Below are 16,700 nucleotides of genomic sequence, written 5' to 3'. Positions count from 1 at the left end.
GTTTCTAGTAAGCTAGGTTTGAGGCTTGAACTGAGACTTGTTTTCCATCAAAAATTCGGATAATTCGATCTGTCATTTTAGCTTGTTGTTCATCGTGAGTAACCATCACAATGGTAGCCCCTTCTTTATTTAGTTCCATCAAAAGTTTCATCACTTCCTCTCCCATTACTGAGTCAAGATTACCTGTTGGCTCATCGGCAAAAATAATGGATGGTCTACCTACAATTGCTCTAGCAATAGCTACTCTTTGTCTTTGCCCTCCCGATAGTTGCGATGGTAAATGACTCATTCGGTGTGAAAGCCCAACTCTTTCTAAAGCCTCTTCTACTCGTTGTTTGGTTTCTTTACTTCCAACTTTACGATACATCAGTGGCATCGCAACATTCTCTTTTACATTCAGATCATTGATTAAGTGAAAACTCTGAAATACAAAACCTAAATGCTCGTTTCTAAAATGCGCTAGTTTCTTGTCAGAATAATTCGTTGGATCAATCCCTTCAATCTGAACTGAACCCGAAGTAGAGCGATCTAAAAGTCCCATAATACTGAGCAAGGTACTTTTCCCACAACCTGAAGGCCCCATTATGGAAATAAATTCTCCTTTATTGACTTCTAAAGAAATATCATCTAAGGCCCAAGTTTCGATGGTTTTAGTTTTAAAAACTTTACTAATGTTTTGAATCTGAATCATGGAAATAGTGTTTAAAATATAAAATTAAATAAGTTTTTTAGAATGAAAATATTTCATGAATGCAGTCTATATCATTCTAAATTTTAGTAGTGTATGTCTTGTTGAGTTTCAAAATCGAAGAGGGTAAGTGTTCTTAACTGATAAAAGCTTAACCAATAAGATTCTAAGGCAAGTATATATTCATTTTGAGCGGCATCTTTTTCTGAAGTATTCCAAACCAATTCTCGCATTGATAATTCTCCGAGACTGAATTTGCTCAAAGCGATTTCGTATTTTTCTGAAGCTATTTCTTGAGCCTCCATATTCCGATCTACCTGAATACTCGCATTGGAAAGCTGTTGTACCGTATTGATGACATCCCTTTCAAAAGTCATTTTATCTCGCTCTACATTTGCCTCTATTCTTTTTCGTTTGAGTTGAGCTGCTTTGATTACTCCTTTTCCTTTGCCCCAGTCTACAATCGGCATACTCAAACTGAGATTTACTTGTTGTGATTGAACTGTATTGGAATAGGTCTGATCTAAAGAATTAGCTTGATTGTTAAATCCGATAGCAACATTCAAATCTGCTTGAAAGCGATTATTGCGTTTTACTCTCGCTACTTCACTTTCTGCCTCTATCATTTTCTTGTGATAAGTCACAAAATCTTTTCGATTTGTTTGTGCTTTCTTCCAAGCTAAATCCGCACTTACTTCTTTCAAGTCCAATATTTGAGGCAATTGGAGACTTAAACTTCTATCTTCAGGGTCAAGGTTTAAAAAATCACACAAGGCTCTCAATGCCATCATATTATTTAGTTCTGCATCCGAAAATTGCTTCCCAGCATTCAGCACGTTGAGTTTGACTTGTAAAAGATCATTTTTGCTTGCTCTACCCAATGCCAACTTCTCTTCTGTTATTTTGAGAATTTTTTGGTTATCGGATAAATTATTCTGAGCAATTTTTGATTGAATTTGTGCTTTCAAAGCCACAAAAAATAAATTGGTTGTCTGTAAGCCCAACCACTCCATATCTTCTGAGTACCCCTTCTGAGCTTCTTCTAATTGTAAAGGTTGAAGTTTTCTCTGCCACTTCAATTCATTGTACTTAAGAATTGGTTGTGAATATCCAATGAAAAATGGCTGAGCATTATATTGATGCTGACTCTGTAAGAAATCGTCAAATCGCACGAGTTGACTCCCAACATAAAGTTGTCCACCTGTACTTACGATTTCTTGTGAAAGATTTAGTTGAATACTTCCGTTGTTTTGCTCGATGGATTGATATTCTACACCGCCATCGGGCTGAGTAATTGGATTAAAAGTATTTGAATAAGAAGCAGGGCTAGCCTCAAGGGAAAGCTGAGGTAAGAATGAAGCTCTAAAAGATTTAAACTCCCATTCAGCAGCTTCTTGCGTAGCCGTAAATTCTTTTCCTTGCAACGAATTAGATTGTGCAATTTCAATTGCTTCTTTTAAACTAAGTACGTTCTGACCAAAAACTGAAAAGCCAAGAAAGCAGAAATATATCGTATATAAATACCTCATAACTTATTCACTTTTAAGGTTGACTACAGGCGAGTTGATAAACTTAGCTGTATTCGAAATAATGATAGAATCTCCTTCATACAAACCCGATTGTATTTCTATCCAATCTGTATTTCTAAAGCCTGTTTTTACATCAATCTTTTCAGCACTTCCCCCTCGTATCACAAAAATCTCTTCCGTTGATTTCCCTAAGAAAGCACCTCTATTTCTCACTCTCAAAGTCCCTTTATTACTTTCGAGCTTTAAAGAAACATCCGCAATCATATCCGGTCTGAGCTTACTTAATGTTGTACTATCAGCATCAATAGAAAGGTAAAAAGTAACCATTCCTTTATCCGATGAAGGTGCCATACTTGTTACCTGACCTGTAAAAGCTTCACTACTTGTTTCTATCCGAGCTTCCATACCAACTGCTACCTGATGACTGTAACTTTCGGCTACCATTCCTTTGATTCTGAAAGCATCCAAATTTGCAACTCTTGCTAATACTTCTCCCGTTTGAACTGAAGAACCTACATTGTCATTCACAAAAGTAATTGCGCCATCTATCCCTGCTTTTACTTCCGCTTTCACTAACTTTCGTTTTTGTTCTTCTATATTTTCAAGCTCTATCTGAAGATTGATTTTAAGAAGTTTCAGCTCTTCTTGAATAGATAGCTTTTTATAGGCTAAATCATTCTGTAGTTTCTTATTATTCAATTCTGCGACCTGCAAAGCTGTTTCCGCTTTTTGGACAGATTCTTCTGTTGTTCCACCAACCTCCAATAACTTTTTCTCACTGCTCAAATTCGCTTTCAGATTATTGATTTCGAGTGCTGTAACTGATGCATCCGTTTCCAAATCAAATAATTCTTTATTCAGTCTGAGTTCTTCTTTTTTTAATTGACTCCTTTTTACTTCAGCCTCATCTTCCATCTGCTTGAGTTTACTCAACTCAGCCTCTCTATCCAGAATAAGTATTTGACTTTCCTTATCTACTTTATCTCCTATTGTTTTTACTACTGACTCTAAAACGGTTGAAAAAGGTGCTGTCAATGCTTTCTGATAAACAGGTTCAACTCTTCCTCGTGCAGATATTTCAAGTGACACTTCTCCTCGTTCAACTACCCCAATCAAAATATCTTTTCGAGACACAGACTTGGTTAAAAAATCAAGGGTTGTAATTCCTATTCCTATGATAGCCACTACACCAATCCCAAGTTTTATATATCTTTTTCTTTTTTCCTTATGCTGAATTTCCTGTGAAATAACTTTATCCATTGTTCCATTCTGTTCGGTTATGCCATTTATTATGAAAAGAATGAACCAAACAACACAGGGTGCTAATTATCAATAACTTGAATCAATAACCACAAAAATAAACAGCACTAAAAGTGCTTCAAAAAATAGCAGAGTGTTCCGTTGTGGAACAGAATTTTTAAAGAAAAAAATAAATTTGAATGTCAACTTTATAGAAATAAATGTCTTATTATTCGATTACATTAAAAATTCGATATGAAACAAAAGTTTTTTATTCTATTATCATTACTACTTTTTAAACTCACAACAAACTTTGCTCAAGGAGAAAAATTCACAATCAGTGGTTTTGTAAAAGAAAAAAGTAGTGGAGAAAGATTGCCTGGTGTGTCAATTTATTTATTGGGTACTTCTACAGGAGTAAGCACAAACGCTTATGGTTTTTATTCTATCACTCTCCCAAAAGGAGAATACGACATCACATATTCATTTGTAGGATATGGCAGCCAAACTATTAAGATAAATCTATCTGAGAATGTAGATAAAAATATGACTTTGGTTCCTTCTTACATTGAATTACAAGAGATTGAAGTTAATGCTCAAAAAATAAATAAGGTTAGTGATGAGGTTCAAATGAGTGTTATAAACATTCCGACAAGCCAAATACAAGAAATACCCGTTTTCCTTGGTGAAAAAGACATTATAAAAGTCATTCAACTCATGCCTGGCGTTCAGTCAGGAAGAGAAGGAAGTGCTGGATTATTTGTGAGAGGAGGAAGTGACGATCAGAATCTTTTAATTCTTGATGATGCCAATGTCTATAATGCGCAACACTTATTTGGTTTCTTTTCTGTTTTCAATGGCGATGCTATTAAAAGTGTTGACCTGTATAAAGGTGGTTTCCCTGCCCGTTTCGGAGGTAGATTATCTTCTGTTTTAGATATGCAAATGAAAGATGGACATCAAGAGGAATTTCATGGTAAAATAGGCTTAGGACTTATCTCCTCTAATCTGACCCTTGAAGGCCCTATACAAAAAGGGAAATCTTCATTTCTTCTTTCTGGACGGAGAACATATTTTGATGTGGTTTCTCGCCCTCTAATGACAGACGAATTCAATTCAGGATATTATTTCTATGACATAAATGCTAAAGTAAATTTTGAACTTGGCAAGAAAGACCGAATATTTTTAAGTGGATTTTCTGGAAGAGATAATTACTATTTGAATGAAACTGTAGATCAGAACCAGCACAATGAAAATTTGTATTGGGGAAACTTAACAGGTACATTGAGGTGGAATCACATTTTTAGTAACAAACTATTTTCAAACTTAGCGCTAATTACCAGCAATTATAATTTCAATGTAAACTCAAAAGATAAAAATGAGGATGACGAGGTTAAAACTTATAATCTCAATTACAAATCTCTAATAGATGACTACACCATAAAGTTTAACTTAGATTATTTACCAAATCCAAAACACGCTATAAAACTCGGTGTAACTTCTACTTTTTATAAATTTGCACCTGCGGCATTTGTCTATGCATCTTCTTTAGACGATAATATACCTGTAAATACGACTCAGAATACATATACTCAAGAAAGTGCCATATACATAGAAGATGACTTCAAATTGAGTAAAAAATTACATTTCAACTTAGGAATTAGGTATAGTTTATTCAGACATGATGATACCTATTACGATTATTTTGAACCGAGGCTTTCATCATCTTTAAAGCTAAATAAATCAACAGCCTTAAAAGCTTCATTTGCTACAATGAATCAGTATGTACATAAACTAAGTAATACGGGTGTTGGCCTCCCTACTGACCTTTGGGTGACTTCTACTAAAAATGTAATCCCACAAACCTCAAATCAAATAGCCTTAGGCTTTGCTAAAGATTTACCTAATGATATAAATTTCACTTTAGAAGGCTATTACAAATGGTCAGAAAATGTTATTCAGTATAAGGAAGGTGCTAACTTTTTGATGGTTGACTTTGAAGATGTAACTGATCTTAAAGTAATTGATTGGCAAAATAATATTACAAGAGGTGATGCAAAATCTTATGGATTTGAAGTCTTACTGCAAAAAAAATATGGGCGTTTCTCTGGCTGGGCAGCTTATACTTTAGCTTGGGCTAAACTTAAATTTGATGAACTAAATAATGGTAAAGAATTTTGGGCTAGTTGGGATAGAAGACATGATCTTTCACTTGTCGGAATTTATAAACTACGCCAAAATATTACACTATCGGGTGTTTGGGTATTTGGCTCAGGTACACCTTATACCATACCCACCGATGTTCATAGTTCATATCGCACTGATTTTATACCTAATAAAACGTCTATTGGAAAAGACTTCAATGTTGAGGAAGTTTTTATCTTTCCCGGTGGGGATAATTACTATTATGATGAAAGAAATAATTTCAGGTCATTAGCTTTTCATCGTTTGGACTTCTCAATTCAGTTTCATAAAGCTAAAAGAAGAAATAGGAAAAGAACTTGGGAAGTTTCTCTATTTAATGTCTATGGACGACAAAATCCGTTTTATTATAGACTTAATTCTGAGGTAATCTATAACCCTCAAAATCGTAGTCAATCAACTTCTAGAAATATCGTACAAGTCAGTCTATTTAGATGGATCCCCTCTTTCAGCTATAAACTTGAATTTTAACTAAGATTAATCTATGAAAACTATTCATATACTATTACTTTTCTCAATACTTATTATTTCTTGTGATGAACTGTATTTATATAAAGACGTTGAAGAAAAGCATCTCCCAGAATTTCAACAAGATATTGTAGTTTACGGATACCTAAAACCACAGACTGACATCTTAAGAGTTTATGTCGCCAAAACTGATAATCCTTACGAATTGAGTGATGAATCTAGTCGAACTATTGAAGATGCTGATGTTTTTATTTCAGATGAAAATGGACAAACGGTTCAACTCCTATTTAATGAGACTTATGCTCTTTATGAAGCTATTCCAAATCTATTTTCAATAGAAGAAGGCAAAACTTACTATTTGGATATCAATTATAAAAACAAAATAGTATCAGCTCAATGCACTGTCCCTTTCAGTAATACATCACTTATTATAGAGAAATTCAAAACAGATATAGAATCTGATCACATGTTCTATAAATACAATGGGGAATCAAACTATAAATTTACGCCATCTGACGGTCACTATTATTATTCATTTCAAATCACCTATCTACGGACTAAAGTAGATACAGTAACTTTTGAACACAGTCACTCTCCGGTGTACGGTTTGTTTGGAGAAGATATAAATACAAAAGATGAAGCTAATCCTTTCAAAACAAGAGTGGCATCATTTACAACAAATCTAAACCAACATCAAGACTCTTTACTAGAACAATATATTTGTACCTTATATACACTCGATGAATCATTTTACTTGAATCAAGAAGATCGAAGAAACTTGCTAGAGTTTGAGGATAACCCTTTCATTGAGCCTAAAAATTCACATTCAAATATTGATGGTGGAATAGGTATTTTTACTGCTTATAGTCAATACGATATCGTAATAGAATAAAAAACAAAGCCCAAGTCTAGGACTTGGGCTTTGTTTTTTAATTAACTTTTTCGGCTGAATAAAACTCTGGAAGATTTTCTTTATAAAAGAAGAAAAACCATATCACAGATATCATACAAACCCAAAGTGAAATTGCTCCTCCATTCAATAAAGAGCTTAAAGGCACATCTGGACTATTGTGGAATTTATCAAAAATAAATGCTAAACACATGCCTTCAAAAAAGGTAATTATAAGAGCCAAAATAAGAATTGTCCATTTTCCAATTCTTCCTCCTCCCCATTCATAGCCTTTATTCACAAAATAAGGGATGAGTAATGAAAAGCCAGGAAAGACTTTATTTGAATAGTAACTTGAAAGTATCCAAATAGCACTGATAAGAGTAGCGGCAAATCCTGCACTTAAAGAACCTTTTAAGTAATTTTTTTCCTCACTTTTCCATTCCAAAAGAGAAAGCTCAACCTTTTCTTCCATCTTAGACGAACAGCTATCACATAGCAACATTCCCATTTGCTGATAGTTGTAATAATCTAGATCCTCTTCAGCCCCGCACTCAAAACAGCTATCTTGTTTAGGTATATCTAGGTTTTCAAAGATTTCAACTAAAGAATCTAAAGCTCTTACAAATTTTGATCTTCTTATAGATGGAAAAATACCTTCTTCAAAACTGAGGTATAAAATCCGATCCTGTAATTTGATATTTACATTTTTAAATTCTGACTTACGAAGCTCTAGCGTGGCTTGAAGATTGGCAATTGTAATGTTGTCAATATTTTTCAGTATGCAAAAAATAAACTTCATACCGTTTCCATCTCCCATGTGAAAAACATATCCTTGATAAAGCCCAAAAGTTTTATCCTTTGTTCTATACCAGTTTAGACGTTGAGCGACAGATTTAATTCTTGTATGAATCATACGAGTTTGAAGTGTTTAGTCAAGTTTATTGTCTGAAATACAAAGATAAAGTGATTTAAAACAAAAATAAAACTCTGCTCGAAATGAGCAGAGTTTTTAACTTTATTAAGTTTGAATAACACCTACATTATAACGTTTATCAATAGGCGACTCATTTGCAGCTGCTATTCCAATAGAAATTACTTTCCGTGTACCTAAAGGTTGAATCACATCATCAACCCATAAACGAGCTGCAGCATAATACGGAGAAAGCTGTTCTTCGTATTTAGCTTTTATTTCTTCAAGCAATGCTTTCTTTTCCTCTTCTGTAATTTCTTTTCCTTGAGCTTTCAAAGAGGATACTTTTATCTGAAGTAAAGTCTGAGCAGCTGAATTACCACTCATCACAGCCATTTTTGCTGTAGGCCAAGCCATAATCAGTCTTGGGTCATAAGCTTTTCCACACATAGCATAATTCCCTGCCCCATATGAATTCCCTAATACGATTGTAAATTTAGGAACCACAGAATTAGCCATTGCACTTACCATTTTAGCACCATCTTTTATGATTCCTCCATGCTCAGAACGGCTTCCTACCATAAACCCAGAAACATCTTGTAGGAAAACTAATGGTATCTTCTTCTGATTACAATTCATGATAAAACGAGAAGCTTTATCCGCTGAATCAGAATAAATAACTCCGCCCATTTGCATCTCTCCTTTTTTAGATTTCTGAACTGTACGTTGGTTTGCTACAATCCCGACAGCCCAACCATCTATTCGAGCATAGCCACAAAGAATGCTTTGACCGTAGCCTTCTTTATATTGTTCAAACTCCGAATTGTCAACTAAACGCTCGATTACCTCTAGCATCTCATAAGGCTTCACCCTATCTTCAGGGAATAAACCAAGAAGCTCTTCGGGGTCTTTAGCTGGTGGAATTGGCGTTGTACGATCATAGCCTGCTTTCTGATTACTCCCCAACTTATCCATGATATTACGGATTCGATCAAGACAATCTTTATCATCTTTACATTTGTAATCCGTCACACCAGAAATTTCACAATGCGTTTCTGCTCCGCCTAAGGTTTCATTATCTACACTTTCTCCAATTGCTGAACGCACAAGGTAAGAGCCTGCTAGAAAAACAGAACCTGTACCTTCTACAATCATTGCCTCGTCAGACATTATAGGTAAATAAGCACCTCCAGCTACACAACTTCCCATAATTGCAGAGATTTGAACGATGCCTTCCGAAGACATTACTGCGTTATTTCTAAAGATTCGCCCAAAATGTTCTTTATCGGGGAAAATCTCATCTTGCATTGGTAGGTAAACACCCGCACTGTCTACCAGGTAAATGATTGGGAGTTTATTTTCGATCGAAATTTCTTGTGCTCTAAGGTTTTTCTTAGCTGTAATTGGAAACCATGCACCAGCTTTTACTGTCGCATCATTCGCTACAATGACACATAAACGGCCTTGTACACTTCCAACTCCAGTTACTACACCACCAGAAGGGCATCCTCCGTGCTCTTTATACATTTGATCACCTGCAAAAGTACCAAACTCTAGAAAGTCTGATCCATCATCAATGAGGTAATCAATTCTTTCTCTAGCGGTCATCTTTCCTTTTGCGTGATGCTTCTCTATTTTCTTCTTTCCTCCTCCTAGAAAAACTTCTTCTTTCTTTGCTTCTAGTTCCGAACAAAGCTGTTTGATTTTTTCTTGATTGAGGTGAAAAGCAGCTAGTTTTTGGTCGTTCATACGTGTTTTTGTGTGTTGTTTATACTAAAAATCACTGTGTTCATCTATTGGTCACTGAAAACCATTATTTCGTCGACAGTTCTTGGAAGAATATACTATTTAATTGGGTTTTTATAAAATTATCCGTAATGTTAATGAAATTAAACAATGAAAATCTTATAACTCAAAGGGCTTTCAGTCTTTAAAATTCTATTTCTTAAACTGAGAAACGAGTCACGACCTCTTGTCCCTCAATATATGTTCAAGATATAAAATTCGGTACTGAATCACCCTTTAGAATACCAATAACTTTAAACAACAACAATAGACTAGTATTACCATGCTTTCTAAAATTCATAACTTAGAAGACTATGCGGTAGCGTACCGTAAAAGTGTCAACGAACCTGAAAAATTCTGGGCAACTGTAGCCGATTCCTTTGTTTGGAGAAAAAAATGGGATCAAGTATTAGATCACGATTTTGAAGATTACAAAGTAGAATGGTTTAAAGGTGGAAAGCTAAATATTACTGAAAACTGCCTTGATAGACATTTACTTTCTAGAGCAGATAAAACAGCTATACATTGGGTTCCGAATAATCCAAAAGAGGCCGATCGTGTGCTTACCTATCGTCAACTTCATGAGGAAGTTTGTAAGACAGCCAATATGTTAAAAGCTCAAGGAGTTAAAAAAGGCGATAGAGTTTGTCTATATATGCCTATGGTTCCTGAGTTAGCAATCTCAGTTTTGGCTTGTGCTCGTATCGGTGCTATTCACTCTGTTATTTTTGCTGGTTTCTCAGCATCAGCTTTGGCTAGTAGAATTGAAGACGCAGAAGCTAAAGTTCTTTTAACAGCAAATGCAGCACCTAGAGGTGCTAAAATTGTTCCGTTAAAAGAAATTGTAAATGATGCCCTAAGCCAAGTTTCTTGTATAGAGAAATGTATCGTTCTCAAAAGGACTGATGATCCTGTAGAAATGAAAGCCAATAGAGATGTTTGGTGGCATGATGCAATGTTAACGGTAAGCAACGAATGTGAAGCTGAAACAATGGACTCTGAAGATCCATTATTTATTCTTTACACTTCTGGTTCTACAGGTAAACCAAAAGGGGTTGTCCATACTACAGGCGGCTATATGGTTTATACAGCATATACTTTCCAAAATGTATTCCAATACGAAGAAAACGATGTTTACTGGTGTACAGCCGATATCGGTTGGATTACAGGACACTCATATATAGTTTATGGACCTTTATTAGCAGGTGCTACTTCTGTAATGTTTGAAGGAGTTCCTACTTACCCTGATGCAGGTAGATTCTGGAGAATTGTAGATAGATTGAAAGTAAATATTTTCTACACTGCACCTACAGCTATTCGTGCACTTATGGCTCAAGGTCTGGAGTATGTAGAATTGTATAAACTAGATTCTCTAAAAGTGCTTGGTACTGTTGGGGAACCAATCAATAGAGAAGCTTGGGAATGGTATCATCAGCATATCGGAAAAGGACATTGTCCTATTGTAGATACATGGTGGCAAACAGAAACTGGAGGTATTATGATTTCTCCAATTGCTGGCGTTCTGCCAACTAAGCCAACTTATGCAACCCTTCCTCTTCCGGGTATTCAGCCTGTATTGCTAGATGCAGACGGAAATGAATTGGAAGGAAAAGGTGTAGAAGGAAATCTTTGCGTCAAATATCCTTGGCCTTCAATGCTCAGAACCACTTGGGGAGATCATGAAAGATGCAAATCTACTTATTTCTCGACTTACAAAGGTTATTACTTCACAGGTGATGGCTGTAGAAGAGATGAGGATGGTTATTACAGAATCTTAGGACGTGTGGATGATGTAATGAACGTTTCAGGACACCGATTGGGTACTGCAGAAATCGAAAATGCAATCAATATGCATGATGCGGTTGTGGAATCTGCTGTTGTAGGTTACCCTCACCCAATCAAAGGACAAGGGATTTACTCTTATGTGATTTGTGATCCTGAAAAACTTGAGGTGACAACGATGGAAGAAATCAAACAAGAGATTTCTGAAATGGTGATTGATAAGATTGGAAAGATTGCAAAACCTGAGTGGATACAAATTGTAAGAGGTTTACCTAAAACACGTTCGGGTAAAATCATGAGAAGAATTCTCCGTAAAATAGCAGCGGGTGAATTTGACAACTTTGGAGATACCTCTACTCTCCTTGATCCAAGTATCGTGGAAAGTATCAAAGAAGGCGCAAGACGTGAAAAAGATGTAGAAGCTTAATTTCTTTCTCTCGCTTATATGTTAGCCCTTTCAAGAACTCTTGAAAGGGCTTCTTTATTCCAAAGATTAATACCCTAATGCGACACCATCTGATCGCGTTCTATCTGAGGCGCCTTCTAGACTTCCATCCTCTAATCTGAGAATACAGTCCATTCGACCTATTTGAGTTGTAGAATCGAGCACATGACCCATTGCTTTTAATTCATCTAAAACTACTCTTTTCATTTTTCCTTTCTCATAAACAATCTTATCTGGTAACCACTGAGAATGTAATTTAGGAGCATTTACAGCCTCTTGCATTGTCATACCAAAATCGGTTACATTCAAGATAGTTTGGAAAACAGAAGTTATGATTGTTGAACCTCCTGGAGTTCCTACAACCATAAAAAGATCATCACCTTTTTCTACAATCGTAGGAGTCATGCTACTTAACATTCTTTTCTCTGGTGAGATAGCATTTGCTTTTCCTCCAACTAATCCAAACTGATTTGGGACTCCTGGTTTAATACTAAAGTCATCCATTTCATTGTTTAAGAAGAACCCACCTTCTTTTACAAAAACTTTAGACCCAAAATTACCATTCAAGGTAGTTGTGATACTCAACGCATTTCCTTCTTTGTCTACTATAGAAAAGTGAGTGGTTTCATAACTTTCGATTCTTTCTACCTCTCCAGCTTTAATGATTTGAGAATCTGTTGCTTTTTCATTAGAAATAGAGGCAAATCGGTTTTCGAGGTATGATGAATCTAAAAGATGAGTGATAGGAATATCTACAAAATCCGCATCTCCCATAAAAGTTGCTCTATCCGCATAAACTCTCCTTTCTAATTCTGTCATAAGGTGGATGGATTCTGTTGAATTATGTTTCCATTTCGGATTACTTAATTGCTCCCATCCTTCAAGTAATTGCAAAAGAGCTACTCCCCCACTTGAAGGAGGCCCCATTGAAATTATATTATATACTCTAAAAGAACTTTTTAAAGGTTTCCTCCAAACGGCTTCATACTTCTCTAGATCTTCTAAGGTAATAATACCACCACCTTGTTTCATTTCACCAACAATCCCTTCTGCTGTTTTGCCCTTATAGAATCCATCTCGTCCATTCTCTTGAATAAGCTTCAGAGTTTTAGCCAATGCAGGATAAGTTACATGGTCTCCTTGCTCCCACACATCTTTTGTAGTAAACACAAAACCTTGAGGATTAACCTCTCTAAAAAGATCATGATATCTATTGATCGTTTTGGCTTCAGCATCAGTAAGTACGACCCCATTTTCGGCGAGTTCAATAGCAGGCTTTAGCAGTACTTTAAATGGGAGTCTACCATATTTTTCATGTAGAGTAACCATTCCCGCTACAGAACCAGGTACACCAACTGCCAAATGCCCTTTTACTGATAAGTTCTTTATCGGTTGGTCTTTTTCATCCAAATACATTTTCTCATGTGCTGCTAGAGGAGCTTTTTCTCTAAAGTCTAAAGTATTTACTTCTCCTTCAGATGTTCGAATAACAGCGAATCCTCCACCACCAATATTACCTGCTCTAGGGTAAGCCACAGCCAAAGCAAACTGAACCGCTACCCCTGCATCATAGGCATTTCCACCTTTCCTTAAAATATCAACTCCTATTTGTGAAGCTAGCGGATGAGCACTAGAAACTGCTCCATTCATCGCAATTGTCCCCCTTTCTACATCTTTTGTAACTTCTTGCTTACAAGCCACCAAAAAGATTAAAAGGCTAAAAAGAATATTTGTAATAACTCTCATTCGAATCAAAAAATTAGTCTGTCTGTGATTTTATTTTGAATGCAAATTGTAAAATGACAATTCACTGTAACTTTTCCAAATAAGACGTGAAAAGAAGAAAATGACACATTTAGGCCTAAAGTTTTATACTAAATAAGCATCTATTTTGAAGAAAGTACATCTTTAAATTTTAGGGCATTTTAATAAACTGTTAGATATCTTTCTTAACAGCCCTTAGCTTTTGTTAAGTATTATGAAAGCTTTCTATAAATTAGAATGAGATTGTTACATTTCTGAAGAATACTTTTTCTATATCCCTAAGATTCAGTAATTAATTACACTTAGATTTTTATGAAACTAAAACTTTACTTCTACTTTACTATTCTACTACTCTCATCTACTTATTCCTTCTCACAAGAAATTAAGGGGAAAATCACCGATGAAAATGGAGAAGCTTTACCTTTTGTTAGTATTTACTCTAAAGCAAACTTAAAGAGTACAATAAGTAACCCTGAAGGGAATTACACAATCCGTCTTTCTAAAGGAAAACACACGCTTGTATTCAAATATATGGGCATGGAAACTCTAGAAAAAGAGGTTAATCTCGGCAGTAATGAACTAGAACTGAATATCCAACTAAAGCAAAGTGCAATTATACTCGGCGAAGTTGAGGTTAATGGAAAAAAAGAAGACCCTGCTTATCCCATTATGCGTAAAGCAATAGGTTTAAGAACTTATTATCAGAAGCAGATATTAGCTTATGAAGCTGAAGGTTATTCAAAAATGAACTTTGAAGTACACAAGTTTCCTAAACTAATGGCATCTTTGATTGCAGGAGAAATTGGAGACAAGTTCAAAGACTCTTTAGATATCTTTCTAAATAAGAAAATGGTTATGGAGAGTTTTATGGAACTCAATTATAACCAGCAAGATGGCTTTACCTATCACATTCTTTCCAATCGGACCAATATCCCATTTGCAGATAGTTTGGAATCAGGAATTCCTATATATATGGTCAACCTCTATGATCAAAAGTCTATGGAAGTGCTAAGTCCACTAGCCCCAAACGCTTTTTCATATTACAAATTTGAATACCTCGGGATGTTTCAAGACCAAGGTGCGATGGTAAATAAAATTAGGGTAACTCCTAGAAAAGGGGGAATTCAACTCTTTACAGGTATAATTTATATCAATGAAGATATATGGAATATTCATAGTGCAGAACTCTCTTTTAAATATCCGATGGGTAACATCAAACTCATTCAAACTTATGCACCTGTTGAAGAAAAAATATGGATGCCAGTAACTTTTGACCAAAGCGGAGATGCAAAACTCATGGGGGCTGAAATGAGCTTTAGATACGTAACTTCTGTTCAAGATTATAAACTAGAACTCAATGATAAACTTAGAAAACCTAAACTTTCTAATTCTAGTGAAAAAACCGAGTTCGATAGTTTAATAGAGCAACGTACAATCACAAAGAGACAACAGAAGTTGATTGAACTTGAGCAAAAAGATAATCTGAATAACCGGGAAATGCGCAAGCTTTACAGACTTACGCAAAAAGAAGTCAAAGAGAATAGCCCAAAGGAAGATCTTCAAGTAAAATTTATGGAAGACCTCATGACTTATGACTCTATGGCAAATAAACGAGATAGTAGCTATTGGGATCAGAATCGACTTGTACCACTTACAAACTCCGAATTAGAAAGCGACTTATTCTTCGATTCGATAGCAATTGTAATAGAAGATGAACAACAAAAAAAGGAGATTGAGGACAGTATAAAAAATGCAACACCAAAAAGCGCATTTCAAAAAAGTTGGGATAAAACATCTGAAGTATTGGGAAAAGTACTTCTATCTGGAGGTAAACTATATCATGATGAATCTAAAAATAGAAAATTAATGATTGATGGGCTTCTTTTTGGCTCTTCAATTAATAATGTTGACGGCTATAATATTGGTACTCGTTTAAACTATACTTTTTTAAGTAAGAAAAACTCCTCTAGACAAAATTTATATGGTAAACTAAGTTATGCAGAAAGACGTGAGCGATTCATGTTCAACTTAGGATTTAAGAGTAACTACTCTCCTCTTAAACGTGGTCAATTAAAACTTGAAATAGGAAGTACATCTCAAGACTATAATAATTACAGAGGTTTTAGTCCACTACTAAATACATCTTTAGGATTATTTGGTGCTTCAACACCTTTAAGGTTATACCAAGAAGAATATCTATCTGGTGTAAATAGAATTGATTTGATCCATGGGTTAGTTTTCACTACTAAAATCAAATATGCAAACCGGACTCAGATACCTTCTTTTTCTGAACGCTACAGTAATGAAATCGATAATATTGAATTAACTGAGCCTAACTTTGAGGAACATAGAGCTCTAACTTCTGACCTTAAACTTGAATACACTCCTAGGCAATTCTATCATATCACCAAGAAAGGACATAAACGAAATCTTTATTCTAAGTACCCTACTTTTTTCATTGGCCATCGTAAAGGATGGAGCCAACTCTCTGATATTGACTATGATTTAGTTTACGCAGGTTTAAATGGAACAAGTCCTCTTAATTTTAGAAATGATATAACGTATTATACCAAAGCAGGGAAATTCTTTAATAATGCCAAAATGACTTTTATAGATTTCCAGCACTTCAATAATAATCCTATTTCGATTTCAACAGGATATAATGCGAGCCAATTCTTTTTCACAGATTTATACGAACAGAGTACAAGTGATCAATTTCTAGAAGCAGGATTGGGCATACGTTCAAGTCGATTGCTGTTAAAACGTCTTCCTATTTTAAAGGAAAGAGTGATGTTAAAAGAAAGAGTATTTACACACTACTTATACACTCCGACTCTGGGTAACTATATTGAATTTGGATACGGACTGAGTGGGATTTTTGGAATATTAGACATAGATGTTGTTTCTCAGTTTAGAGATAAAAAAGTAGAAGGAACTAAAGTGATTTTTGGCTTAAATATTTTCTAAAAAAAATAGCCGAGACTTAGGTCTCGGCT

The 16,700-nt window shown here is 35.2% G+C and carries 10 protein-coding genes; 4 read left to right on the top strand and 6 right to left on the bottom strand.

The genetic code is table 11. The features are described from left to right. Positions 1–4: 4 nt before the first annotated feature. The 3 genes from BC781_RS20775 to BC781_RS20765 all read right to left on the bottom strand — a co-directional run bounded on the left by BC781_RS20775 (position 5) and on the right by BC781_RS20765 (position 3,477). Positions 5–691: an ABC transporter ATP-binding protein gene (locus BC781_RS20775; RefSeq protein WP_109621527.1), complete on the bottom strand. Its 687-nt coding sequence runs from the start codon at positions 689–691 to the stop codon at positions 5–7. Positions 692–774: 83 nt separating this feature from the next. Continuing rightward, positions 775–2,217 (bottom strand): TolC family protein, encoded by a 1,443-nt coding sequence (locus tag BC781_RS20770; RefSeq protein WP_109621526.1) that lies wholly within the window; start codon positions 2,215–2,217, stop codon positions 775–777. A 3-nt stretch (positions 2,218–2,220) separates the two neighbouring features. Next, positions 2,221–3,477: an efflux RND transporter periplasmic adaptor subunit gene (locus BC781_RS20765; protein ID WP_109621524.1), complete on the bottom strand. Its 1,257-nt coding sequence runs from the start codon at positions 3,475–3,477 to the stop codon at positions 2,221–2,223. A 234-nt stretch (positions 3,478–3,711) separates the two neighbouring features. Between BC781_RS20765 and BC781_RS20760 the strand changes: the two genes are divergently transcribed. Continuing rightward, entirely contained in the window at positions 3,712–6,129 is a 2,418-nt protein-coding gene (locus BC781_RS20760; RefSeq protein WP_109621522.1) for a TonB-dependent receptor, read from the top strand. A 13-nt stretch (positions 6,130–6,142) separates the two neighbouring features. After that, positions 6,143–7,018 carry a DUF4249 family protein gene (locus tag BC781_RS20755; protein ID WP_109621520.1) on the top strand — a complete coding sequence of 292 codons (876 nt, stop codon included), beginning with the start codon at positions 6,143–6,145 and terminating at the stop codon, positions 7,016–7,018. Positions 7,019–7,055: 37 nt separating this feature from the next. On the opposite strand, the gene BC781_RS20750 is transcribed toward BC781_RS20755, so the two are convergent. Continuing rightward, entirely contained in the window at positions 7,056–7,931 is an 876-nt protein-coding gene (locus BC781_RS20750) for a hypothetical protein (protein WP_109621518.1), read from the bottom strand. 105 nt (positions 7,932–8,036) lie between these two features. After that, complete coding sequence (locus BC781_RS20745) at positions 8,037–9,677, bottom strand: acyl-CoA carboxylase subunit beta (RefSeq protein ID WP_109621516.1); 1,641 nt, start codon at positions 9,675–9,677, stop codon at positions 8,037–8,039. 319 nt (positions 9,678–9,996) lie between these two features. Between BC781_RS20745 and acs the strand changes: the two genes are divergently transcribed. Then, entirely contained in the window at positions 9,997–11,922 is a 1,926-nt protein-coding gene (gene acs / locus BC781_RS20740) for an acetate--CoA ligase (protein WP_109621514.1), read from the top strand. Positions 11,923–11,988: 66 nt separating this feature from the next. Here the strand turns inward: acs and ggt are convergent, their stop codons facing one another. Further along, positions 11,989–13,686 carry a gamma-glutamyltransferase gene (ggt, locus tag BC781_RS20735; protein ID WP_109621511.1) on the bottom strand — a complete coding sequence of 566 codons (1,698 nt, stop codon included), beginning with the start codon at positions 13,684–13,686 and terminating at the stop codon, positions 11,989–11,991. Positions 13,687–14,016: 330 nt separating this feature from the next. On the opposite strand from ggt, the gene BC781_RS20730 reads away from it, so the two are divergent. Beyond that, positions 14,017–16,671 (top strand): DUF5686 and carboxypeptidase regulatory-like domain-containing protein, encoded by a 2,655-nt coding sequence (locus BC781_RS20730; protein WP_109621509.1) that lies wholly within the window; start codon positions 14,017–14,019, stop codon positions 16,669–16,671. Positions 16,672–16,700: the final 29 nt, after the last annotated feature.

Source organism: Sediminitomix flava, from assembly GCF_003149185.1.
Lineage (GTDB): Bacteria > Bacteroidota > Bacteroidia > Cytophagales > Flammeovirgaceae > Sediminitomix > Sediminitomix flava.
The sequence above is the reverse complement of the archived record's forward strand: the minus strand, read 5'-3'. Positions and strand labels throughout refer to the sequence as shown.